This window comes from Kitasatospora sp. NPDC101183, from assembly GCF_044767945.1.
In the GTDB taxonomy this organism is placed as follows: domain Bacteria; phylum Actinomycetota; class Actinomycetes; order Streptomycetales; family Streptomycetaceae; genus Kitasatospora.
This window is the reverse complement of sequence record NZ_JBIWOW010000005.1, coordinates 274,912-297,670: the sequence shown is the minus strand read 5'-3', so window position 1 is coordinate 297,670 and position 22,759 is coordinate 274,912. Positions and strand designations below refer to the sequence as shown.

The window sequence follows — 22,759 nt, the reverse complement described above, 5'->3', positions numbered from 1 at the left end:
GACCTGATGCCGAAGCCCGCCACGCCCGACGCGCTGTACGAGACGTTCGCCGCCTGGGTGGAGGAGCGGGGGATCTCGCTGTACCCGGCGCAGGAGGAGGCGCTGATCGAGCTGGTCTCCGGGAACAACGTGATCCTGGCGACGCCGACCGGCTCGGGCAAGTCCCTGGTGGCGGCCGGCGCGCACTTCGCGGCGCTGGCCGAGGGGCAGCGCACGTTCTACACCGCGCCGATCAAGGCCCTGGTGTCGGAGAAGTTCTTCGACCTGGTGAAGATGTTCGGCACCGAGCAGGTCGGCATGATGACGGGCGACGCGAGCGTCAACCCGACCGCGCCGATCATCTGCTGCACGGCCGAGGTGCTCGCCCAGATCGCGCTGCGCGACGGCGCGAAGGCCGACGTCGGCCAGGTGGTCATGGACGAGTTCCACTTCTACGCGGAGCCGGACCGCGGCTGGGCCTGGCAGATCCCGATCCTCGAGCTGCCGCAGGCGCAGTTCCTGCTGATGTCGGCCACGCTCGGCGACGTCCGCCGCTTCGAGGAGGACCTGACCCGCCGTACGGGCCGTCCGACCACCGTGGTGCGCAACTCGACGCGCCCGGTGCCGCTGTTCTACGAGTACCGCCGCACCACCATGCACGACACGCTGGAGGAGCTGCTGCAGAGCGGCCAGGCGCCGGTCTACGTCGTGCACTTCACGCAGAAGGAGGCGGTGGACCGGGCGCAGTCGCTGATGAGCATCAACATGTGCTCGAAGGCGGAGAAGGACGCGATCGCCGACCTGATCGGCGGCTTCCGCTTCACCACCAAGTTCGGCCGCAACCTGTCCCGTTTCGTGCGCCACGGCATCGGCGTGCACCACGCGGGCATGCTGCCCAAGTACCGCCGCCTCGTCGAACGCCTCGCCCAGGCGGGCCTGTTGAAGGTCATCTGCGGCACGGACACCCTCGGCGTCGGCGTCAACGTGCCGATCCGCACGGTGCTGTTCACCGCCCTGTCCAAGTACGACGGCCAGCGCGTGCGCATCCTGCGCGCCCGTGAGTTCCACCAGATCGCCGGCCGCGCGGGCCGGGCCGGCTTCGACACCGTCGGCCAGGTCGTCGCGCAGGCGCCGGAGCACGTGATCGAGAACGACAAGGCGATCGCCAAGGCCGGGGACGACCCCAAGAAGAAGCGCAAGGTGGTGCGCAAGAAGGCCCCGGAGGGCTTCGTCGGCTGGACGGAGGAGACCTTCGAGAAGCTGATCGCCGCCGACCCGGAGCCGCTGGTCTCCCGCTTCAAGGTCAGCCACGCGATGCTGCTGTCGGTCATCGGCCGCCCGGGCAACGCCTTCGAGGCGATGCGCAAGCTGCTGACGGACAACCACGAGGACAAGTCCTCCCAGCGCCGCCACATCCGCACCGCCATCGCCATCTACCGCTCCCTGCTGGAGGGCGGCGTGGTCGAGCGGCTGCCGGAGCCGGACGCCGAGGGCCGGATCGTGCGCCTGACCCTGGACCTCCAGGAGAACTTCGCGCTCAACCAGCCGCTGTCCACCTTCGCGCTGGCCTCCTTCGAGCTGCTCGACCCGACCTCCCCCACGTACGCGCTGGACGTCATCTCCGTCGTCGAGGCGACGCTGGACGACCCGCGCCAGATCCTCGCCGCCCAGCAGAACAAGGCGCGCGGCGAGGCCGTCGCCGAGATGAAGCGCGACGGCATCGAGTACGAGGAGCGCATGGAGCGGCTCCAGGACGTCACGTACGAGAAGCCGCTGGAGGAGCTGCTCACCCACGCGTACGAGGTGTACCGCCGGGCGCACCCGTGGATCGGCGACCACGAGCTCCGGCCGAAGTCCGTCGTGCGGGACCTGTACGAGCGGGCGATGACCTTCTCGGACTACGTCGGCTTCTACGAGCTGGCGCGCACCGAGGGCATCGTGCTGCGCTACCTGGCGGGCGCGTTCAAGGCGCTGGAGCAGACCGTCCCCGAGGACGTGAAGACGGACGAGCTCAAGGACGTCATCGCCTGGCTCGGCGAGCTGGTGCGCCAGGTCGACTCCAGCCTGCTGGACGAGTGGGAGCAGCTGGCCAACCCGAGCGAGGCGGCCACCGCCGAGGTCACCCTGGAGGACAAGACCGCGCCGGTCACCGCGAACGCGCGGGCCTTCCGGGTGCTGGTGCGCAACGAGATGTTCCGCCGCGTGGAGCTGTGCGCCCTGGAGCACTGGGCCGAACTCGGCACGCTGGACGGCGAGTACGGCTGGGACGCGGACCGCTGGGCGGACGCGATGGACGGCTACTGGGACGAGTACGACGACCTGGGGACCGGGCCGAACGCGCGCGGCCCGAAGATGCTGATCATCGAGGAGGAGGACTCCGCCTGGAAGGTCCGCCAGATCTTCGACGACCCGGAGGGCGACCACGACTGGGGCATCAGCGCCGAGGTCGACCTGTACGGCTCGGACGAGGAGGGGCGGGCCGTCGTGCGGGTCACGGCGGTGGACCGGCTCGGGGGCTGATCACGTCCTGTACCAAGTCCTGATCACGTCCTGTACCAAGTCCTGATCACGTCCTGATCACGTCGCAAGGGGCCCAACCGAGTTGGGCCCCTTCGCCGTTCCCGTGCCGCCGTCCCTACATCCAGACGAACTGCGAGCCCGCCGCGTAGGACAGCGCCCGGTTGGCCTCGTCCAGGGACTGCTCCGCACTCGGCCCGGAGGCGGTGGGCGTCGGGCTGCCGGGCGTGCCGCTGGGCGTCGGGCTGCTGCCGGCGCCGGGCGTGCGGCCGTCGCCGACGCGCGAGCTGGTGACGGTCACGTAGTGCCCGACGGCCTCGATCCGCGAGGGCGTCTCGGGCTCCTTCCCGCCGGTGCCGCTCGGCGCGGGCGCGGGCAGGGCGTCCGGGAGGATGAAGGTGAGCGAGCCGGGCTTCTCCCGCAGCCGGTCGGCGGCCCGGGCGGCGGCGCCCTGGTCGCCGAAGCGCAGCAGGGTGACGGTGCTGAGCACCGGGCGGTCCTGGCCGCTGAAGTTGACCATCAGGTACGCCTGGCAGCCGCTGTTGCGCAGCACCTCCTGCGCGCGGTCCTGGAGCGCTTCGCCGCAGTTGAGGCCCTGCCGGGCGCCGTTGCGCTTGGCCTTGTAGCCGCCCACCTCGACCACGCGCTGGGCGGGGAAGAAGTTGTCGACGTTCAGGCCCTCGGGGTCGGTGGTCGGCGGCGCGGCGCCGACGACGGGGGGCGTCTTGGTCGCGTCCTTGTGGGACGGGCCGAGGCCGGGTATGTAGTCGCCGGGCATCGGGCGGGTGATGATCCAGCCGCCGGCCGCGACCACGCCGAGCACCACGACCCAGCCCACGGCCTTCCGGGGCGTCAGCCGCCCGCCGAGCCCGGCCCCCCGGCCGATCCTCCGCTTCACCGTCTCTTCGCCGTCTCCCGAGGTCGGGGTGCGCTCCCCCTGCGTGGTCATGGCGCAGATTCTAAGCACCCGCCGTGTGGCCTGGACCACGGGGTCGGTGGTTGTGGATCACCGCTCGCCGCGCTATTGCGTACCGATCGGTAAGCTCGGTGTCCGTCCCCCGTCAAGCGTGTGACCAGCGGCGACGCCGTGAGCTTCGACACTGTGGCAAGTGGCACATCCTTCCACGGATCTTCTGGCGGGTTTCCTCTGGCGAACCTCGATCGCCAGCGGGCAGGATCGCCCCATGGATCTGCTCTCTACCCTCACCGACAAGGGCCTGCGCGGCGAAGCCCCGACCCGCGAGGAGGCGCTGGCCGTCCTCGCCACCACCGACGACGACCTCATGGACGTCGTCGCCGCGGCCGGCAAGGTCCGCCGCCGCTGGTTCGGCCGCCGGGTCAAGCTCAACTACCTGGTGAACCTCAAGAGCGGCCTCTGCCCCGAGGACTGCTCGTACTGTTCGCAGCGGCTGGGTTCCAAGGCCGAGATCCTCAAGTACACCTGGCTCAAGCCGGACGCGGCCGCCGAGGCCGCCAAGGCCGGTGTCGCCGGCGGCGCCAAGCGCGTCTGCCTGGTCGCCAGCGGGCGCGGCCCGACGGACCGCGACATCGACCGGGTCACCGACACCATGGCCGCCATCCGCGAGGCCGACCCCGAGGTCGAGCTGTGCGTCTGCCTGGGCCTGCTCTCCGACAACCAGGCCGAGCGCCTGAAGGCGGCCGGCGCCGACGCGTACAACCACAACCTCAACACCTCCGAGGCCACCTACGGCGACATCACCACCACCCACACCTACGCGGACCGGGTGGACACGGTGCAGAAGGCGCACGGCGCCGGCCTGTCCGCCTGCTCCGGCCTGATCGCGGGCATGGGCGAGAGCGACGAGGACCTCGTCGACGTGGTGTTCGCGCTGCGGGAGCTGGGCTCGGACTCCGTGCCCGTCAACTTCCTCATCCCCTTCGAGGGCACCCCGCTGGCCCAGGAGTGGCACCTCAGCCCGCAGCGCTGCCTGCGCATCCTGGCGATGGTCCGCTTCGTCAACCCGGACACCGAGGTGCGCATCGCGGGCGGGCGGGAGCTGCACCTGCGCACGCTGCAGCCGCTGGGGCTGCACATCGCCAACTCGATCTTCCTGGGCGACTACCTGACGAGCGAGGGTCAGGCCGGGCACGCGGACCTGGACATGATCCGGGACGCCGGGTTCGAGGTCGAGGGCGCGGGCGAGGCGACGCTGCCGAGGCACCGGTCGGACGTGGCCGCGGCTTCGTCGTGCGGGACCTCGGAGTCCGCTTGCGGCAGTGGCGGCGGGTGCGGGCCGTGCGGTGGGCACTCCTCGGCTGTGGCCGCGGCCTCCTCCGCGTCCCCCACTGAGCCCCACGCCGACCAGGTGAAGCTCCGCCAGCGCGGCGCCGGCACCGAGCTCGCCCCCAACGCCTGATCCCTTCCCCTCCGGAGAACCGCCCCGCATGCTTGCCACCGACACCCTCCTCGCCCTCGACCGCGCCCACGTCTGGCACCCGTACGGGCCGATGCCCGGCACGGTCACGCCGTACGTGGTCGAGTCCGCCTCGGGCGTACGGCTGCGCCTGGCCGAGCCCGTCGCGGGCGGGCAGCGGGAGCTCGTCGACGGCATGTCCTCCTGGTGGGCGGCCATCCACGGCTACCGGCACCCGGTGCTGGACGAGGCCGTGCGCGAGCAGCTGGGGCGGATGAGCCACGTCATGTTCGGCGGGCTCACCCACGAGCCCGCCGTCCGGCTGGCGGCGCGGCTCGTGGAGATCACGCCGGAGCCGCTGCGGCACGTCTTCCTCGCCGACTCGGGGTCGGTGGCCGTGGAGGTGGCGCTGAAGATGTGCCTCCAGTACTGGCAGTCGGTGGGGCGTCCGGAGAAGCGGCGGCTGCTCACCTGGCGCGGCGGGTACCACGGGGACACCTTCCACCCGATGTCGGTGTGCGACCCTGAGGGCGGGATGCACCACCTGTGGGGCGGGGTGCTGCCGGGGCAGCTGTTCGCCCCCGAGCCGCCTTCCTCCTACGACGCCGAGTACGCCGCGCAGTTCGAGGAGTTGATGGCCCGTCACGCCGACGAGCTGGCCGCCGTCATCGTCGAACCGGTGGTGCAGGGCGCGGGCGGAATGCGGTTCCACTCGCCCGAGTACCTGCGGATGCTGCGCGAACTCTGTGACCGGTACGGGGTGTTGCTCGTCTTCGACGAGATCGCCACCGGCTTCGGCCGCAGCGGCGCCCTGTTCGCCGCCGACCACGCGGGCGTCTCCCCGGACGTGATGTGCCTGGGCAAGGCCCTCACCGGCGGGTACCTGACGCTGGCCGCGACCCTGTGCACGGCGGAGGTCGCGGACGGGATCAGCCGGGGCGAGATGCCGGTCCTGGCGCACGGGCCGACGTTCATGGGCAACCCGCTGGCCTGCGCGGTGGCGCTCGCCTCGGTGGACCTGCTGCTCGGGCAGGACTGGGCCGTCGAGGTCAAGCGCATCGAGGCCGGGCTGTCGGCCGGGCTCGCAGGAGCCGTGGGGCTGGAGGGAGTTCAGGACGTACGGGTCCAAGGCGCCATCGGGGTCGTGCAGTTGGACCACCCGGTGAACATGGCCGCCGCCACGGAGGCGGCGGCGCGGGAGGGCGTGTGGCTGCGGCCCTTCCGGGACCTCGTCTACACCATGCCGCCGTACGTCTGCACGGACGAGGACGTGGCGCGCATCGCCGCCGCCGTGACCGCCGCGGCGGTGGCGGGATGAGCGGCGCGCGCGTCCTCTTCGTGACGGGGACCAACACGGACGTGGGCAAGACCGTCGCCACGGCCGCCGTCGCCTCCGCCGCCCTCAGGGCCGGGCAGCGCGTGGCCGTGCTCAAGCCCGGGCAGACGGGCGTCGCGCCCGGCGAGCCGGGGGACGCGGCCGAGGTCCGTCGGCTGGCGGGCGAGGCGACGTACGTCGAACTCGCCCGCTACCCCGAGCCGTTGGCGCCCGACACGGCCGCGCGGCGGTCGGGGCTGCCGTTCCTCTCTCCCGCTTCGATCGCCTCCGCCGTCCTCGACCTGGCCGCCACGCACGACCTCGTCCTGGTCGAGGGCGCGGGCGGGCTGCTCGTCCGCTACGACGACGAGGGCCGCACGCTGGCCGACCACGCGCGGGCCACCGTCACGCTGGGGCAGCCGGTGGAGGTGCTGCTGGTCGCCTCGGCCGGGCTCGGCACGCTCAACATCGTCTCCCTCACGGCGGAGGCGCTGGAGGCCCGGGGGCTCCCCCTCACGGGCGTCCTGGTCGGCTCCTGGCCCGCCGAGCCGGGGCTCGCGGAGTGCTGCAACCTCGCGGACCTGCCGCGTTCGGCGGGCGCCCCGCTGCTCGGCGCCCTTCCCGAACGGGCCGTCTCCGCCCCGGACTTCGGCGCGCTCGCCCTCGCCTCCCTCTCCCCCGAGCTGGGCGGACACTGGGACGCCGAGCAGTTCGCGAAGCTCCACTCGAAGGTGTGAAGCAGGGCCAGAATTCGTCCATGGTGGCCTGAAGCTGCGTACGGTTCGACCCATGACAGACGGGCTGACCATGGACGAGGCCCTGCGGGCCTTGGCCGCCCTGGAGGCGGCGTGGAAGGACGACGACGAGGCGCTCGCCGCCCTGGCGACCTGCGGCGCCGAGGAGCGCGGGCTCCCCGCACTGATCGCCGCCTACGGCGAGCACGCGATGGACACCTTGATGGCGCTCGCCTTCGGGCTGCGCGCCACCATGAGCGAGGAGGAGATGGTGGACCTGTCCGACGCGGTCAGCTCCAACATCGGCGCCCGGATGAGCGCCCTCCTCACCCGCACCCTCAAGGCCTGGGGCACGGCCGCGGAGGCCGACGACCTGCGGGTGGCGAAGGTCATCGCCCACACCGTGATCGACGCCATGAGGGCTGTGACGGAAGACCCCTCCAAGACCGAGGTCCTGCCCCTCCTCGCCACCTTCCGCACCTACGCCCTCAACGGCGCCTGAGCGCCACCCACAATCCGCGCGGGCTTCGACCGTCCTCGAAGCCCGCGCTTCGCCACGTCGGCGTCAGCGGCTGATCGGGCCGGCCGCCGAGAACTCCTGGCCGCCGGGCCGCTGGTAGCCCGACTCCAGCTCCGTGCCGTCCTTGTCGACGACCACGTAGTCCATGAGGACCTTGAACGGGTCGCCGTCCTCGTAGAGCCAGACGGTGATGCAGCCGTCCCTGACGTAGGTGTCGAACCAGACATCGACGCCCTTCGCCTCGGAGCGGAGGACGAGGGCCTCGTCCGGCTTCAACCAGTAGTCCTCGCAGAGCGGTTCGATGAAGAGGCACAGGGGCTCGGTGCCGTGGTTCTTGACCGGCATGGTGCTGCGGCCCACTGGTTCTCCATCGGTTCGACGCTCCTCGACGCCCTCAGCGTAGCCGTGAGGCGAACGCCCGTGCGGCGGCGAGGTCGTCGCTGTTCGGGCGGTGCTTGTGGATGCCGCCGAGCAGCTTGAACGGGCCCCAGGTGTCGAGGGCACGGCAGTCGAAGCTGCCGACCACCTCGAAGCCCTTGCCCGCGAGGCGCCGGGCGAGCGGGCGGGTGTACGGCACGGCGAAGCCGCTCGTCGCGAACACGAACGCCTTGTTGTCCGTCTGCGGAAGCCCCTCGACGAACTCCCGCAGGCTCGGGTGCAGCCTGGCGTAGTACACCCCCGACCCGAACCCCACGAGATCGGCACCCGTGAGGTCCGCCTCCTCCGGGGAAACCACCTGCGCGCCCAGCACCTGGGCCATGGCGTCGGCGATCCGACGGGTGTTGCCGTGCGACACGGAGGCGCACACGATGACGGTCTTCATCTGGACGGTCCCTTCCTTCGCTGGTGCAGGTAGGACCGTGCAACGATGCCAGGTGTGACATCCGAGCGGGGGAAGGCAGCAACACCATGACCGACCAGGCACTCACGCTGTTGCGGACGGCCGGCGCCGAGACCATCGACCACCCCGGCGGCACCCTGCTGGCCCACCTCGTACGGGTCAGCGCCCTCCTCGACTCCTGGGGCGCCCGCCCGGCCCTGGTCTCGGCCGGGCTGTGCCACGCCTTCTACGGCACCGACGGCTTCGCCACCCACCTCCTGCCGCTTTCCCGTCGGGCCGAGCTGGTGGGGGCCATCGGCGAGGAGGCGGAGGAGCTGGTCCACGCGTACGCCTCCTGCGACCGTGAGGCCTCGTACCGCACCCTCGCCGTGGACGGTTCCGAGTTCACCGACCGCTTCACCGGCGAGCGGCTCCGGCCAACTGCCCAGCAGCGCCGCGACTTCGCGGAGCTCACGGCCGCCAACGAACTGGACATCGCGGCTGTCAGCCCCGAGATGCGGGCCCGCTACGGCCCCGCGCTGCTCGAACTGTTCACTGGCTGGCGGCCGTTGCTGTCCGAGCCCGCATGGGAGCACTGCCGCAAGGTGCTGGGCTGATCGGGCTGCGCAGGAAGTCGGCCGGGCCGACTTCCTGCGCAGACTAGCCTCCGTCCATGAGCGGCTTCAGACCCCATCAACAGGCGATCCTCGACACCACGGACTGGGCGCGCGTTGCCACACTGAACGGAACCGGCGAATCGCTGCCCGGCGAGCTGGAACGCTTTCTCCGCCCCGACCCGGATGTTCTGCGAAGCCACCACTCCGGTGGCACTGTTCGTGGCCGCCGTCCTCGCCGACATCGACGAGTTGGGATACGTCGCCACCCTGACTGAGTTGCTCGAATGGCTCGGCTGCACCGCCGACGACGCCGACGATCTCAACCTCGCGATAGCGGAGCAACCCCCACCGGGTCACGAGACGTGGGTTTGCATGGCCCTGCGCGCATTCCGAGACCAGCGACCGACGCTCTTCGCTGCTGTCCGCCCATTTCTCGACCACCCAGTCCCGGAAGTCCGGGAGTTGGCCGTTGTCACGATGCTCCCCCTCTCGGAGCACCCCGACCTCGCCTCTCATCGAGGCGAGGTCATCGACCACTCGCACCGGCTTCTGGCCTCCAGCACCCACCGCCGTAGACGAGACCGCGTCCTGGGCGCGTTGAAGGACGTGGGACACGACACCAGCACCCTGGAGAACGCATCCGACATCGAGGCCCGCGAGCGCCGAGCCCGGTTCTGGGCCAACTCCGGCTCCGGGCCGCGCTATTCGGAAAGCCCGCCGTTCTGAATTCTTGGCGCGGGCTTCGAGCGTGCTCGAAGCCCGCGCTGTCACCTCGGTACCTTCATCCAGCCAGCGGCGAGCGCGAATCCGCCCGTTGAGGAGCCGAGGAAGACGAGGGCGAACACCAGCGTGCTGGCGGTGGGGGAAATGTCCTCGGGTATCGCGAGGAAGACGAGGCTCGCGAGGACGAAACTCCCGGCGGTGATGGTGCCGGCGGCGACTACGGTCGCATACCGCGCCGGAGGACGACGACCAGCCGTTCGATGACGTCCGGCCGGGCGGCCCCGAGGTCGATCAGGATGACGCCGGTGGCTTTCGCCGAGCGCCAGTCGATCCCGAGCGACGGGAGTTTGATATTCGCGGCGCTCAGGACGGCCTGGAGGTCGTCGAGGATGTCGGCGGCGGCGCGACGGTCCTCGGTCGTGGTCTTGTCGATCATGCTGTTCATGGGGCATCTCACTGTTCGGTGGTGGAGATCCAGCGCGCGTCCGTGTCCCATTCGACGCCACCGCCGAGGGGGCGGAGGTAGACGCGGCCCTGCTGCCAGCCCATGAAGGCGCCCCACCGGCCGGAGCGGACGTCGAAGACGGACTCCCCGAGGATGAAGGGGCGGTAGGGGTGGGAGGGCGGCGCCACCCGCCTCGCGGGCGGCGCCGCCGGGGCGATGGCGTCCGCGCTCAGGCGGGATTCGGGGACGGCGTCGCCGCACTGCGCGCACCGGCAGGGCGGGAAATTCCGCCGCAAAATCAGGCTTTCAGTAGATTGACTGTTCGTCATATCTACAACCTCCGAAAGTCGAACTGTCGAGCAGCGTCTATCTGTCGCTAACTCCTCACCAAGAGTCGCGAATTACGGCTAGCATCGGAAGGGCTTCACTTTGACAGCCAGTGATGTGGAATGACGTGATCACTATGCCTCAGCAGGAAATTGACCTCGCATCATCTCCGAACGTCGCGATCGGCGCTCAACTCCGCCGGTTCCGCAAGGCCAAGGGCTACACACAGATCGAGCTCGGGGAGTTGATCCACTACAGCGACTCGCTGATCTCCCTCATCGAGACCGGCCAGCGACCCGCCCCGCTGACCCTTCTTCGGCGGGCCGACAAGGTGCTCGACACGTGTGGGGCGCTTGAACTCCTGTACTGGAGCACGAAGGGCAGCACTCTCATCGGCGGATTCCTCGCCTACATCGAGCACGAGACCAAGGCCACCGCTCTCAAGATCTTCGAGTTGAACGTCGTCCCTGGACTGCTCCAGACCCGTGCCTACGCCTCCGCGCTCATCGCCGCAGCAGCTCGGCGAGGCGAGATCCCCGAGGACAAGGTCGACGAACGCCTGAACGTTCGCATGGCACGGCAGGCACTGCTGTATCGAGAGCCCGCCCCGTCCGTCCACGTCATCATGGATGAGAGTTGCCTGCGGACCGTCGGCGGCCCCTTCGTCATGACCGAACAGCTCCGGTGGCTTCAGAGCATGGCCGGCCTCCCGAACGTCACGCTTCAAATCGCACCGGCCAGTCTCGGCGAAAACCTCCCGGCGACTTGGCCGTTCACGCTTCTGACCTCGCCCAACGAGACGTGGATGGCATACCTGGAAACCATCCAGCGCGGCTACGTCGAGCGCGATGATCAGAGCGAAGTCCGTTCCCTCTCCACCCGTTACGATTGGCTCCAGGTCCAAGCCCTCTCATGCGCGGAAACCCTGGCGCTCATCCGCAACCGGCTGAAGGAGTTCCACACCATGTTCCCCATCACGGCCACCAAGCCCAACTCCTGGATGAAGTCGTCCTACAGCAACGGTGGTGGCCAGTGCATCGAGATCGCCCCCGGCCTCCCGGGTATCCTCCCCGTCCGTGACAGCAAGGACCCCGAGGGCCCTCAACTCACCTTCGGCACCGACGCCTGGAACTCCTTCATCGCCGGCCTGAAGTCCGGAGACTTCGATACCGTCTGATCCCTGCAACTCCGCGTCGGCGGACCCCCGCCCTCAGTCCAGCGCCGCCGGCGCGTCAACCAGCAATCGCCCCTCGCGCGCCCCGGCGGAGCAGTGCGGAGGCCACGGTGTGCAGTTCGCCCCAGGCGTGCGGCCGACCGGCCGTCGCAGCGGCGGGGTCGGCCCGCGGACCGACCCCGGCGGCGATCGTCGTAGCCGCCCTCTTCAGATCCCCGACTGCGGGGCGACGCCGGAGCTCGTCACCAGCGGCCGTGCACCTGCGCCCGGATCCGCTGGTCGTACAGCTCGCGCACGGCGGCCAGGGTGGCCGACGGCAGCGGGGCGAGGTCGGCGGCGGCCGCGTTGGCCCGGGCCTGGGTCGCGTTGCGGGCGCCGGGGATCACCGTCGTCACCCCCGGCTGCTGGGTGACCCAGCGCAGGGCCGTCTGGGCCGCGCTCGCCCCCTCGGGCGCGAGCGCGGCGAACCGCGCCGCCGCCTCGACACCGGTCGCGAAGTCCACCCCGGAGAAGGTCTCCCCCTGGTCGAAGGACTCGCCGTGGCGGTTGAAGGTGCGGTGGTCGTCCGGGGCGAAGACGGTGTTCTCGGTGTAGCGGCCCGACAGCAGCCCCGAGGCCAGCGGCACCCGCACGAGGATCCCCACCCCGGCCGCCTCGGCGGCGGGCAGCACCTGCTCCAGCGGCTTCAGCCGGAAGGCGTTCAGGATGATCTGGACGCTCGCGACGCCCGGTCGCGCGATCGCGGTCATCGCCTCGGCGCAGGTCTCCACGCTCACCCCGTAGGCGGCGATGCGCTCCTCCGCCACCAGGGTGTCCAGCGCATCGAACACCTCGTCCGAGGAGTAGACGGGCGTGGGCGGGCAGTGCAGCTGCACCAGGTCGAGCCGCTCCACCCCCAGGTTGTCCCGTGAACGGTCGGCCCAGGCCCGGAAGTTCGCCAGGGTGTAGTGCTCGGGGCGCTGCTCGACCCGACGGCCGAACTTGGTGGCGACGAACACCTCGGCGTCCGGGCGCGACTTCAGGAAGCGGCCGATCAGCTGCTCGCTGCGGCCGTCCCCGTAGACGTCGGCGGTGTCGACGAGCGTCACACCGGCCTCCACCGAGGCCTCCAGTACGGCGAGGGCGTCCTCCTCCCGGACGTCACCCCAGCCCGCTCCGAGCTGCCAGGTGCCGAGTCCGACGATCGATACGGGGCGGCCGGTCCGGCCGAGTACGCGCTGTTCCATGGAGCGACCCTCTCACGCGCCGAACCCCCCGCACCATGGCCGCCGCCGGGGCACGCCCGCGGCGGGCATGCCCTCGCCTCCGCTCCCGACCCCGGCCGGACTCATCTCCAGCCCCCTCCACTTCCGCACCGACGTCGCCCCCTGCGGGCAGGACCTCTCGGAGGAACGGGCGGACGCCGTCCACACCGACGCCACGGTCCTCTACGGATTCACCCGGCTGCACACTGTCGAGTCACGAAGCACGAGAGAACGGCCGCTGCGTATGAGCGACTCACGCCCGCCCGGGCCCGACGCGGGTTCCGCGACATCCGCAGAATCGCAGCGGCGGCCCAAAACCCGAGCCGAGCCCTGCCCGGTCGGCGAACAGGATGCGGGCATGGAGCTTTCCTGGGACCTGCTGCGCCCCGTGATGTCCGTGCCGTACCTGCCGACGCTCGGGCCCGTGCACCCTGACGCGCTCGGCGGCGACCTGCTCGACGCCATCGTTCAGGTCGCTGCCACCGGCGGGTTCCTCCCACACGACAAGGACCGCCGCTGGTCGGGCCGGAAGGACGAACGCCTCCTCGTCGGCGACGTCCGCCAGGACGGCCGCCGCACGCTGCTTCCCACCCTGACCGGCCGCGGCGTCCTGCGCGTCCACCTCTACGGCGCCGACGAGCACCGCCCCGAGGCCACGGAGGCGGCCGCCAAGCTTGCCGCCGTCCACGGCGCCACCACGGCCCGCGTGGTCCGGTTCCGGGCCGAGCCCGACCCCGTGGCCGCCTCCACCCGCGTCCAGCTCCGCACCTTCGACCAGCCGGCCCCGCCGGTCGGCGGGATCGAGTGTCTGGACGCCCGGCCCCAGCCCGTGCGCGCCACCTTCGCCGTGTTCGCCGAGGAACTCGCCGACGAGGGCTTCGCCTTCCTGCGCTCCCGCATCGACAGCGTCGGCCCCGTCCTGACCGCCGTCCGCGACGAGCGGGTGGTGGGCGCCATCGGCCCGATGGAGACCATGGCCGACCCGATCGGCAAGGCCCGGCTACTGCCGCAGTACTTCGGCGTGCTGCCCGAGTACCGTGGCCAAGGCCTGGGCCGCCTGCTGTGGCGCGCGGCCATGCACTGGGGCGCTGTCAACGGCGCCGACTACCAACTCCTGCAGACCACCGCCGACGGCGCCTCCGACCGGCTCTGCCAGGCGGAAGGGCTTTCCGACCTCGGCTTCGTCTGCGCTACGACGCTATGAGCCCGTCGCGCCGGCACGTTCCCGAGCGTCCAGGAGGGCACCGTGTTGACCTCTGCCGGCCTCGGGGCCAGGATCGCCGGGCGTGTCACGGCCTCGCCCGGGAGCAGGAAGTCGGCCGGGCCGACTTCCTGCGCATCCCCCGCCGTGCCGTCTGCTCAGTCCTGCTTGAGGCAGCGCTTCAGCTCGTCGAGTTCGTAGAAGTGGCTGTTCTTGGCGACAGGCGTGCAGGACGCCTTGAACGCCGTCTCCTTCTCGTTGTAGAGCATGCGCACCAGGTAGGTGGCCGACTGCCCCTCAACCGGTGTGCCGGCGAACAGGTCCCACTGGATGTTCGCGGCCATCGGCGAGACCTCCGCTCCGCGCCACGGGTTGTTGCCATAGGCGTACGGCTCGCCGGGCTCGGCGGGTTCGGTGCTGCCGGGCAGGCCCATCAGGGCGGCGAGGGGTTCGATCTCCTCCGCGTGGGTGAATCGCAGCACCGCGCCGTTCGGGCTGGCGCCGGTGGCCTTGGCGGTGGCCTGGGCCAGCAGGTCGTCGAGGAGGACGCCCGCCATCCGGTAGGTGATCGTGCGGCCGCTGAAGGCGGGGCCCTTCTGGTAGAACTCCTCGGCGTCGTCGAGGTAGGCGAACCACTGGGCGTCGCGTCGCGTGAGGTACGGGGTGAGGTCGACGTCCGGGGCTTCCACCGCCAGGTCGGGGGCGGCGCTGTAGAGCTGGTACAGCGCGCGGGCGAACGTGACCTGCTCCTCGTCGGAGAGCGTCGCGGCGTAGTCGTCCCGGAACAGGCGCGAGACGACGTGGCGCGCGGCCTCGGTGGTGCGGGGGTCGCCGTCGATCTCCGCGAGGACGGCGGCGAGGTCCGGGTCGTTCTTCACGTACGCCTGGTAGTCGGCGTTCTGCGGCTGCTTGTGGAAGTACAGCAGGTTCTTGTCGGTGACGGGCGCCTCGATCAGGCCGGCCAGTGCCGGATCGCCCGACGCCAGACCGCCCGTGAACGCGTTGGCACTGGCCACCGCGCGCGTCACGCCGGACGTCTCCACCACGATCGGCTCGTGCCGGGAGGCGATGTCCGCGAACAGGCCCGGCAGTCGCTGCTCCATGCGCAGTGCGGTCTGCCGGTGCTCATCGGCGCCCCGGGCGGACAGGTTGCCGTAGCCGAGCTTGGTGGCGGCGGCCAGCAGCGACTGCACCTGGGGTCCCAACTCGGCGCCGAGATCGGTGAGTTCGTCCTGATCCTGGGCCTTGCTCAGGGCGGCGAGCACGGTGGCGCCGTCTCCGCCGTCCGTCATGGCGCGGGAGCCGTGACGGGCGACGTTCTCGGTGAAGACCGGCGTGAAGCCCTTCGGCGCCTTCTCGTACGTGCCGGGCCTGCCCTGCGGGGCGTACGGGGTCTTGGTGCCGTAGAGGTCGCGCCGGGCGTGTGAGGCGCCGGACAGGTCCCGCGCGGAGGCGGTGCCCGCGGTGAACAGTGCGCCCGCGGCGAGGGTGACGGCCACGGCCGCGGACAGGGGTACGGTTCGCTTCACGAAGATCCTTGGGATCGAGGGTAGTTACCGGTTAGTAGTTTCGCTCGGTGCAAGGTTCCTCGGCCAGGGGAAGGCTTTCCGGCGATATGTCATGGCCGGGATGAAGACTCGTTGAACACTCCCCGCGGGACCGTGCCGACGTGATGTGATGGACAGCGTGAAGTGTTCGCGCAACGCGGCCGGCCTCGGGGCCAGGATCGCCGGGCGTGTCACGGCCTCGCCCGTCTTCGTCGCCGTCGCTCCCCACGTCGTCCCCGCCCTCGACCGGACGGTCCACCGGCTCACCGGCGGACGGAAGATGCTGCTCACGCTGGTTCGCCCCCGGGAGGGCCTGGTCCTGACCAGTACGGGCGCCAGGTCCGGACTCCTCCGGGAGACGCCGCTCGCCTGCACCTTCGACGGGGGCACCGGTACGTGGCTGCTCGTCGGGAGCAACTTCGCCAAGCCGGGACACCCCGCCTGGAGCGCGAACCTGCGCAAGCACCCGCAGGCCGTCATCTCCTGGCGGGGCGAGCGGATCGAGGTGACCGCCGCCCAGCTCACGGGCGAGCGGCGCGAGCAGGCGTGGGCGCAGCTCACCGCCTTCCGGTTCCTGCTCGACGCCTACCAGCGCCGAACCGCACGGGAGCTCCGGGTGTTCCGACTCACCCGCCGCCCCACGGCTACACCTCCGCCCGCTCCGTGAGGCTCGCCGTCAGGAGGACGTAGCCCAGGTCCCCGCCCTCCGCAGCGGCGGCCAAGGCCTGGACCGCCTCTTCAAGGGCGAGCACGGTCTCCTCCCCGATCGTCTTCTCCAGGACGGGCCGGTTTCCTGCCATACGGTCGAGCAGAGCACGGTAGGTCGCGCTGATCTCCGTACCGATGCCGCGCGCCTCGTGGATCGTGAACCCGGCGTCGGCGAGGAGGCCCTCGTACGCACCGGCCTCCTCGCAGGCGAGGAGGCCGAGGAGTTGGGCGGCCCCGGGCGTCGGCGCCTCCAGGGGGCGGCGCTGGGTGAGGTCGGCGACGGCCAGCCTCGCGCCCGGGCGCAGCACGCGGGCGATCTCGCGCAGGGCCTGCCGCTTGTCCGCGACGTGGAAGAGGCTCTCCAGGACCATCGCGGCATCGAAGGTCCGCTCGGGGAACGGCAACCGCACCACGTCCGCGACGCGGAAGGAGACACCGGGCGCGGCCCCGGCCTGCTCCGCCTGCCGCGCGCTGAGCGTGACGCCGGTGACCGCGACCCCGCTGGTCCGGGCGAGGCGGCGTGCCGGGCCGCCCGTGCCGCAGCCGACGTCGAGGACGTGGCATCCGCGCGGCGCGTCGAGGGCGGCGATGACGAGGTCCGTGAGGTGGTCCTGGGCCTGTTCGAGGTTCGTGCTCCCGGGCCAGTAGCCCATATGCAGCCGGGAGCCGAGGAGGGCGTCGACGACGTCGGTGTTGTCGTAGAACGCGGCGACGGCCGTGGAGGTGGGTGTGCCGGGCATCTGCGTCTCCCTGGGCGGGCATGCGGTGGGCATGCGGCGGGCGTGCGGTGGACGTGCGGTCAGGCGGCCGGTGCCGGGGCGACGGTCATGCGCAGCCCGGTCGGCTGGAGGGTGGCGAACAGGCGCGTCTCGCCGACCGTCGCTCCGGGCGCGTGGCGCAGGCTCCAGCGGGTGACGAGTTCGGCGGCGATCTCGCGCATCCCGGTCCAGGCGAAGGCGTCGCCGAGGCACTTGCGGTTGCCGTCCCCGAAGGGGATGAAGACGAACCGGTCGCGGCCGGTCTCGCGGCCGGGCAGCCAGCGGTCGGGGTCGAAGGCGGAGGCGTCGTCGAAGACCTGCGGGTCGCGGTGCAGGGCCGAGAGGCTGAACAGGAGTTCCGTACCGGCGGGCAGGTGCACTCCGCCGAGTTCGACGTCCGTTCGGGCACGGCGCATCAGGACCCAGTTGGGCGTGTGCAGCCGGAGCACCTCGCTGAGCAGGCGGTCGAGGATCTCCGCCTGGCCGGTGTCTCCGTCGGCGGCCCGGAGTTCGGCGCGTAACTGCCGTTCCCAGTCAGGGTGTTGGGCGAGTTCGTGGAGGAGCCAGGACAGGGTGGTGGCCATCGTCTCGGTGCCGGCGATCAGGACGGAGATCGCCTCGTCGCAGGTCTGGGCGAGCGGCTGCGACGGGGCGCGGCCGGCGCCGGCGGGGCAGAGGGTGGCGAAGAGGTCCCGGCGGTCGTTGCCGGGGTCCTGCCGGGTGCGGGCGCCGGCCCGGGCCATGTCGGCGACGATGGTGTTCAGGTCCTCGACGGCCCGGTTGAAGCGCCGGTTCGACGGGATCGGCAGGCGCTCCAGGGCCGTTCCGGGGGTCATGAACCGCACCATGATCCCGCCGAGGAGGATCTTCATGATCCGGTGGAGCCTGTCGAGGGTCGCGGGGGCGGGGTCCGTGGCGAAGAAGGAGCGGATGATCAGCGTCAGGGAGATCCGGTGCATCTCGTCGAGGACGTCGACGCTCTGCCCCTCCCGCCACCGGCCGATGCGCGCGGCGGCGCAGGCGGCGGCCGTGGCGCGCCACGCGGGGGCGTCGCCGCGGCGGAAGGCGGGCTGGACGAGCCGGCGCTGCTGGAGGTGGAGCGGCTCCTCCGAGAAGAGGACGCCGTTGCCCATGATCGTGCGGGCCTTGTCGAAGGCGGCGCCCTTCTCGTACCGGCGGGCGTCGGTGACGAGGACCTGATGGAGCAGCGCGGGCGAGTTGACGAGGTACATCGTCATCGGGCCGGCGTCGATCCGGACCAGCGGGCCGACGGGTTGCAGGGAGGTGATGAACCTCATCGGGTTCCGCATGAACGGCACGAGGTGCCCGAGGGCCGGCAGGCGTCCCGGCGCGACGGGGACGGTGGCGAGGGCGCGCGGCGGTGCGCCCGGTGGGGCGGTGGCGGGCGGGTCGTCGTCGTTCGGCGCGGGCCGGTGCTGGGTCACGTCTCCCCCAGGGGGTTCGGTGGTGCGGTGGTCAGCGGGTGGCGTCCGGTCGGGGGCGCGTACGGGTGGCCAGCCTGCGCAGGTCCAGCGCGGGGCCGGGAGCGGGGTGCTGCGCGGGTGCGGCGGCGTACCGGGAACTGGTGCGTTCCCAGTGGTCGTTGCCGACCATGGAGTCCCGGAGCATGAGGACGTACCGGCGCACGCTCTCCTCCCCGCCCTCGGGCAGGCAGCGGCCGACGCTCAGAGCCTCCTCCTCCAGGGCGGTGAACCGGCGGACGAGGCCCTGGGTGCGCTCCACCGCCTCGGCGAGGGACTCCTGCCGGGTCATGCCGAGGTCGTGCTCCAGGAGGAGCAGCAGGTTACTGTGGCCGGTCTGCCCGCCGGCCTCCTTCTCCACGGAGGCGACGTCGTTGCTGATGCTCACGATGTCGGCCGCGGTGTCGCGCAGGTCGTTGAGGGCCTGGCTGTACCAGGCGAGCGCCGGGACCTCGAAGCCGCTGACCCGCTCGCACAGGTCGTTGACGACGTAGGCGCTGGTCGAGCGGCGGCGGCGCCACAGGTGGGCCTCGACGCCGCCGGGGGCCACCTGGCCGGTGCGGATCTGGGACTCGGTCAGGTACACCGCGAGGTACTGGCACCAGTTCGCCGCCGTCCGGGCCGTCCAGTTCGGCGACATCCCCCGGCAGTAGCGCTGCCAGATGTCGGCGAACGCGGAGATCGCCGGGTGGTCGAGGCCGCTCCCGGTGTGGAGTTCGGCCACGAAGCGGGAGAGGATCTCGGCGACGGCCTGCGGGCGGGCGCCCAGCGCCCCGTCGAACTGGTCGTCGAACGGGGTGAAGTACCAGCCCATCAGATCGGCCGCGAGGAACAGGCCCTCCTCGGAGGCCTCGGGGTAGAAGTAGGCCGCCACCTCGGCGAGTTGCCATCCCAGGTACTGCGGGAGCGCCTCGGGGGCGAGCAGGCCGCCCGCGATCATCCAGTCGACGTTGTGCTCGCGGGCGGCGGCCAGGTGCGGGCTGACCCGGAGGTCCCAGGGGAGCGCGAAGTCGATGTCCTGGGGCACGGTCGCTCCTCGGCTCGGTGGCGGACGGGCCGGGAGGCGCCCGGGCGCTCGCCCGCGTCACCCTCCCGGGGTGCGAGGCGAGCATGCCCACCGATGAGGCTTGACATGCACACAACTTATCGGGCCGGGCAACGGAAACCCGGACCGCCCGACCGGGAACCCGCGCGCACGGACGGCACCGCCGCGAATGCCGACGACGCGGCCGGGGAACCCGCCATCGGATTGTCGAGCCGTCACGGCACCGAGACGCTGGACCCGAAGTCGAAGGTGCCCGACTCCCCGGGACCGACCGTGCCGTTGACCGGGCCGGTGCAGTCGTCGTTGCCGAAGACGGTGACGATCTGGTCGGTCTGGTTGTCGACCTCCGTCGGCCAGCCCGGGGAGTTGTAGCAGCCGGACGGGTCCTGGATGGCCTGGCCGTTGAGGATGATCGCGCCGGAGGCCGCGTTGGCGCTGGTGATGGTGGTCAGGCAGAGGGCGGCGGCGGTCAGGGCGATGCCGAACGCGTGGAGGACTCGCTTCAAGGGGTTCTCCCGGTGCTGGTGAGGGTGGGTGGCGAGGTCGCCGCGTCAGTGCTTCCCCGCCCGCCGACCGGCTATCCCGCGTCCGGGTGGACCACTACAACCCGCCCCTGCCCCCGGAGTGGGAAGTCGGCCGGGCCGACTTCCCACGCGGCCTACCGCTCGGGCTGGCGGACGTACGGGGTCGTGGTGCTCAGGATCGCGAAGCCGAGGCGCTGAAGGATCGGGCGGCTCTGGTCGGTGGCGTCGACCTGGAGGTAGCGGTAGCCCAACTCGGCCGCCTGCCGCGCCCGGTGGGCGACCACGGCGCGGTAGATGCCCCGCCCGCGCCAGGCGGGCACGGTGCCGCCGCCCCAGAGGCCGGCGAAGTCCGTGTCCGGGTTCAGCTCCATCCGGGCCGAGCACACGGGCTCGTCCCCCGCCATCGCCACGACCATGCTGACCGTCTCCGGGCTCTCGGCGAGCTGGTCGAGCAGCCGCCGCCGCAGCCGGGCGCCGCTGGTGCCGAAGGCCTGCTCGTGGACCTCCACGACGAGGTCCACCCCGGCCGCGTCGGTCGCCGGGCGCAGCCGGACGCCCTCGGGCAGCTCGACGGCGGCGGGCAGGCCGTCAACCCGGGCCACCATCACCGCCTCCTCCGGCTCGGCCGTGAACCCGGCCGCGAGCAGCCGCCGCCCGAGGTCCCCCGGCCGGTCGTGCCCGTACGCCTTCCACTCGAACTCCAGCCCCAGCGCGCCGAAGTACCGCACCTGCGCCGCGATCGCCGCATCCGCCGTACCCTCGTCGAGCCCCGACCAGAGCACCCCGTTCCAGCCGCGCTCCCCGCCGACGAACCGCACCACGCCGCCCTCACGCTCGACCCGGCCCCCGGGGCCGTCGGCCGTCACGCCGTACCGCAGCTGCCGGTCGAACAGGGCGAGCACCTCGTCATGATCCATCCGCACACCCCAGCACGGGGCGGGCGGCCGTGTCACGGGGTTTTCCGCCGCCCCGAGCCGTCGTACGTTGGGGCGGCGGCGCTGGCACCGAGGGCGGGGGTCACATGGGCTACGCGGAGTTCGACACTGCCGGTCTGCCGCCGGAGCACCGGTTCGAGTGGTGGCGCGGGATCGTGGAGGGCGGCGTGGCGCCGACCCGGATCAGCAGCGACTGCGGCGCCGCCTTCTCCGGCCACGCCGGGTTCCTGCTGCTCGGCGACGTCCAGGTGACCACCATGGCGTTCTCCCCGCTGCGGTCGGAGCGCTCCGCGCAGCTCGTACGGCGTTCCGACCCCGAGACGCTGGAACTCGCCCTGATCCTGGAGGGCTCCCTGCACGTCGCCCAGGACCGGAACGAGACCCACCTGTCGGCCGGCGACTGCGCGTTGTGGACGTCGTCCCGCCCGTACCGCGGTCGCACCGCCGGGAGCGCGGAGGGCGGCCGCTCCCGCGCCGTCATCCTGCACCTGCCCCACGCGCTGCTCCCCCTCCCGGCCAAGGGGGTCGCGGAGTTGTGCGCCCGCCGGATCCCGGCCTCCTCGGGGTTGGCCCGCGTCTTCGCCGGATTCCTCCGGTCCGTCGTCCAGGAGGCGGCCGCCCTGGACGAGGCCGGGTGCCGCCGCCTCGGTGCGGTGAGCCTCGACCTGGCGACCGGGGTGCTGGCCGAGCGGATCGGCGCGCAGGAGCGGCTCCCCGCCGAGACCCGGCACCAGCTCCTGCTGGCCTCCGTCGACACCTTCATCGACGACAACCTCGCCGATCCGCGCCTCGACGTCGGCGCCGTGGCCGCGCGGCACGGCATCTCCGTGCGGCTGCTGCACCACCTGTTCAGCGGTCGGACGGAGACGGTGTCGGCCAGCATCCGCCGCCGCCGGCTCGAACGGTGCCTCGCCGACCTCGGGGAGCCGTCCCTGCGGTCCCTGCCGGTGCACGCCGTCGCGGCCCGGTGGGGCCTGGGGAGTGCGGCGGGGTTCAACCGCGCCTTCCGCGCGGCGTACGGCATCACGCCCGGGGAGCACCGCCGCCTCGCGCTGGGGCCGGCCGGCGCTCCGGGCGGCCGTTGACGGTCGGTTCCCGCCGCCTGCGCGCACGGTCAACGAACCGTGCGCAGGAGGCCGATGACGTCCCTCGCGCCGCGACACAGACTGAGGGTGCACCGCTTCCTTCCCGGTGGCCCCGGCGCCGAGCGCGCCGGGGCCACGACCGAACGAGAGGTGATCATGAAGACGAGGCAGGGCATCCTCATGGCCGTCGTAGCCGTCGCGCTGGCGGTCGGACCGTTCGCCCCAGCGGCGGGCGCGGCGCCGTCGGCCGGCTCCGTCACCGCGAGCACTTCGGCGCCCCCGGCCGGCGGCCGCGTCGCCTACGACCCGACGGCGAAGCCGGGCTCCCGGGCGAACCCGATCGTCGCGCGGGAGCGGACGGACCTCGCCGGCTGCGGCGACGCCGGTCTGTACTGGTGCAGGGTCTGGTCCGCCGGGCCGGGCTGGGTCAAGCTCGGCACGTTCCTCGGCTCCGGCCACCACGAGTGGGCCACCGCGCAGGGCATCGCCCCCGGCCACGAGTACCAGGTCTACATGGACCGGAGCTGGGACGGCGGCCGCAACTGGGACGGTCGGCTGAACGTCTCGTACAACGAACTCCGGTGGTCCGAGGCGGTCTACGACGGCCCGCCCTACAGCACCCGGGCCTGTCTGTGGGACGTGACCGACCAGATCCTCTACTGCGGCTCCTGGCACTGACCCGGCC

General features: G+C 71.8%; 24 protein-coding genes. 12 read left to right on the top strand and 12 right to left on the bottom strand.

Annotation, left to right across the window (positions count from 1 at the left end):
• The first annotated feature begins 6 nt into the window (after window positions 1-6).
• A complete protein-coding gene (locus tag ACIRRS_RS08935) occupies window positions 7-2,499 on the top strand; it encodes a DEAD/DEAH box helicase (RefSeq protein WP_402967059.1) in 2,493 nt (830 codons plus the stop codon).
• A gap of 115 nt (window positions 2,500-2,614) precedes the next feature.
• Here the strand turns inward: ACIRRS_RS08935 and ACIRRS_RS08930 are convergent, their stop codons facing one another.
• On the bottom strand, window positions 2,615-3,445 hold the full coding sequence (locus tag ACIRRS_RS08930) for a hypothetical protein (RefSeq protein ID WP_402966926.1): 831 nt from the start codon (window positions 3,443-3,445) through the stop codon (window positions 2,615-2,617).
• Between the two features lie 235 nt (window positions 3,446-3,680).
• Here ACIRRS_RS08930 and bioB point away from each other — a divergent pair, with 235 nt between their 5' ends.
• Genes bioB through ACIRRS_RS08910 form a run of 4 tightly spaced genes read left to right on the top strand, consistent with a single transcriptional unit; the run spans window position 3,681 to window position 7,422 of the window.
• A complete protein-coding gene (gene bioB, locus ACIRRS_RS08925) occupies window positions 3,681-4,874 on the top strand; it encodes a biotin synthase BioB (RefSeq protein WP_402966924.1) in 1,194 nt (397 codons plus the stop codon).
• A gap of 28 nt (window positions 4,875-4,902) precedes the next feature.
• Window positions 4,903-6,189 (top strand): adenosylmethionine--8-amino-7-oxononanoate transaminase, encoded by a 1,287-nt coding sequence (locus ACIRRS_RS08920; protein WP_402966922.1) that lies wholly within the window; start codon window positions 4,903-4,905, stop codon window positions 6,187-6,189.
• On the top strand, window positions 6,186-6,923 hold the full coding sequence (bioD, locus tag ACIRRS_RS08915; protein ID WP_402966920.1) for a dethiobiotin synthase: 738 nt from the start codon (window positions 6,186-6,188) through the stop codon (window positions 6,921-6,923). Before ACIRRS_RS08920 ends, bioD begins: the two co-directional genes overlap by 4 nt.
• 52 nt (window positions 6,924-6,975) lie before the next feature.
• Window positions 6,976-7,422: a hypothetical protein gene (locus ACIRRS_RS08910; RefSeq protein ID WP_402966918.1), complete on the top strand. Its 447-nt coding sequence runs from the start codon at window positions 6,976-6,978 to the stop codon at window positions 7,420-7,422.
• A gap of 63 nt (window positions 7,423-7,485) precedes the next feature.
• Here the strand turns inward: ACIRRS_RS08910 and ACIRRS_RS08905 are convergent, their stop codons facing one another.
• Together ACIRRS_RS08905 and ACIRRS_RS08900 are read right to left on the bottom strand one after the other, a co-directional pair.
• On the bottom strand, window positions 7,486-7,800 hold the full coding sequence (locus ACIRRS_RS08905; protein ID WP_402966916.1) for a hypothetical protein: 315 nt from the start codon (window positions 7,798-7,800) through the stop codon (window positions 7,486-7,488).
• Between the two features lie 34 nt (window positions 7,801-7,834).
• On the bottom strand, window positions 7,835-8,263 hold the full coding sequence (locus tag ACIRRS_RS08900) for a flavodoxin family protein (RefSeq protein ID WP_402966914.1): 429 nt from the start codon (window positions 8,261-8,263) through the stop codon (window positions 7,835-7,837).
• 86 nt (window positions 8,264-8,349) lie between these two features.
• Between ACIRRS_RS08900 and ACIRRS_RS08895 the strand changes: the two genes are divergently transcribed.
• Window positions 8,350-8,877: a DUF6817 domain-containing protein gene (locus ACIRRS_RS08895; RefSeq protein WP_402966912.1), complete on the top strand. Its 528-nt coding sequence runs from the start codon at window positions 8,350-8,352 to the stop codon at window positions 8,875-8,877.
• Between the two features lie 207 nt (window positions 8,878-9,084).
• Window positions 9,085-9,603 carry a hypothetical protein gene (locus ACIRRS_RS08890; protein WP_402966910.1) on the top strand — a complete coding sequence of 173 codons (519 nt, stop codon included), beginning with the start codon at window positions 9,085-9,087 and terminating at the stop codon, window positions 9,601-9,603.
• A gap of 214 nt (window positions 9,604-9,817) precedes the next feature.
• Here ACIRRS_RS08890 and ACIRRS_RS08885 read toward each other — a convergent pair whose 3' ends face one another.
• Window positions 9,818-10,045 carry a hypothetical protein gene (locus ACIRRS_RS08885; protein ID WP_402966908.1) on the bottom strand — a complete coding sequence of 76 codons (228 nt, stop codon included), beginning with the start codon at window positions 10,043-10,045 and terminating at the stop codon, window positions 9,818-9,820.
• A gap of 8 nt (window positions 10,046-10,053) precedes the next feature.
• Complete coding sequence (locus tag ACIRRS_RS08880) at window positions 10,054-10,233, bottom strand: hypothetical protein (protein ID WP_402966906.1); 180 nt, start codon at window positions 10,231-10,233, stop codon at window positions 10,054-10,056.
• Window positions 10,234-10,508: 275 nt separating this feature from the next.
• Between ACIRRS_RS08880 and ACIRRS_RS08875 the strand changes: the two genes are divergently transcribed.
• Complete coding sequence (locus tag ACIRRS_RS08875; RefSeq protein ID WP_402966904.1) at window positions 10,509-11,549, top strand: Scr1 family TA system antitoxin-like transcriptional regulator; 1,041 nt, start codon at window positions 10,509-10,511, stop codon at window positions 11,547-11,549.
• A 239-nt stretch (window positions 11,550-11,788) separates the two neighbouring features.
• On the opposite strand, the gene ACIRRS_RS08870 is transcribed toward ACIRRS_RS08875, so the two are convergent.
• The gene (locus ACIRRS_RS08870; protein WP_402966902.1) at window positions 11,789-12,772 is read right to left on the bottom strand and encodes an aldo/keto reductase; all 984 of its coding nucleotides are present in this window, start codon (window positions 12,770-12,772) and stop codon (window positions 11,789-11,791) included.
• A 376-nt stretch (window positions 12,773-13,148) separates the two neighbouring features.
• Here ACIRRS_RS08870 and ACIRRS_RS08865 point away from each other — a divergent pair, with 376 nt between their 5' ends.
• Entirely contained in the window at window positions 13,149-13,994 is an 846-nt protein-coding gene (locus tag ACIRRS_RS08865) for a GNAT family N-acetyltransferase (RefSeq protein WP_402966900.1), read from the top strand.
• Window positions 13,995-14,149: 155 nt separating this feature from the next.
• Here the strand turns inward: ACIRRS_RS08865 and ACIRRS_RS08860 are convergent, their stop codons facing one another.
• Window positions 14,150-15,520, bottom strand: coding sequence for a histidine-type phosphatase (locus tag ACIRRS_RS08860; protein ID WP_402966898.1), 1,371 nt, complete (start codon window positions 15,518-15,520; stop codon window positions 14,150-14,152).
• Between the two features lie 148 nt (window positions 15,521-15,668).
• Between ACIRRS_RS08860 and ACIRRS_RS08855 the strand changes: the two genes are divergently transcribed.
• A complete protein-coding gene (locus ACIRRS_RS08855) occupies window positions 15,669-16,205 on the top strand; it encodes a nitroreductase/quinone reductase family protein (protein ID WP_402966896.1) in 537 nt (178 codons plus the stop codon).
• On the opposite strand, the gene ACIRRS_RS08850 is transcribed toward ACIRRS_RS08855, so the two are convergent.
• From ACIRRS_RS08850 to ACIRRS_RS08830, 5 genes are all read right to left on the bottom strand, one after another.
• Complete coding sequence (locus ACIRRS_RS08850; RefSeq protein ID WP_402966894.1) at window positions 16,183-16,986, bottom strand: SAM-dependent methyltransferase; 804 nt, start codon at window positions 16,984-16,986, stop codon at window positions 16,183-16,185. The genes ACIRRS_RS08855 and ACIRRS_RS08850 overlap by 23 nt on opposite strands.
• Window positions 16,987-17,045: 59 nt before the next feature.
• Window positions 17,046-18,449, bottom strand: a complete 1,404-nt coding sequence (locus ACIRRS_RS08845) for a cytochrome P450 (RefSeq protein WP_402966892.1) — start codon at window positions 18,447-18,449, stop codon at window positions 17,046-17,048.
• A gap of 31 nt (window positions 18,450-18,480) precedes the next feature.
• The gene (locus tag ACIRRS_RS08840; RefSeq protein ID WP_402966890.1) at window positions 18,481-19,512 is read right to left on the bottom strand and encodes a pentalenene synthase; all 1,032 of its coding nucleotides are present in this window, start codon (window positions 19,510-19,512) and stop codon (window positions 18,481-18,483) included.
• Window positions 19,513-19,745: 233 nt separating this feature from the next.
• The gene (locus ACIRRS_RS08835; RefSeq protein ID WP_402966888.1) at window positions 19,746-20,036 is read right to left on the bottom strand and encodes a hypothetical protein; all 291 of its coding nucleotides are present in this window, start codon (window positions 20,034-20,036) and stop codon (window positions 19,746-19,748) included.
• A 152-nt stretch (window positions 20,037-20,188) separates the two neighbouring features.
• Window positions 20,189-20,971, bottom strand: coding sequence for a GNAT family N-acetyltransferase (locus tag ACIRRS_RS08830; protein WP_402966886.1), 783 nt, complete (start codon window positions 20,969-20,971; stop codon window positions 20,189-20,191).
• 104 nt (window positions 20,972-21,075) lie between these two features.
• Between ACIRRS_RS08830 and ACIRRS_RS08825 the strand changes: the two genes are divergently transcribed.
• Both ACIRRS_RS08825 and ACIRRS_RS08820 read left to right on the top strand, forming a co-directional pair.
• Window positions 21,076-22,074 (top strand): helix-turn-helix domain-containing protein, encoded by a 999-nt coding sequence (locus ACIRRS_RS08825; RefSeq protein ID WP_402966884.1) that lies wholly within the window; start codon window positions 21,076-21,078, stop codon window positions 22,072-22,074.
• 156 nt (window positions 22,075-22,230) lie between these two features.
• Entirely contained in the window at window positions 22,231-22,752 is a 522-nt protein-coding gene (locus ACIRRS_RS08820; RefSeq protein WP_402966882.1) for a hypothetical protein, read from the top strand.
• Window positions 22,753-22,759: the final 7 nt, after the last annotated feature.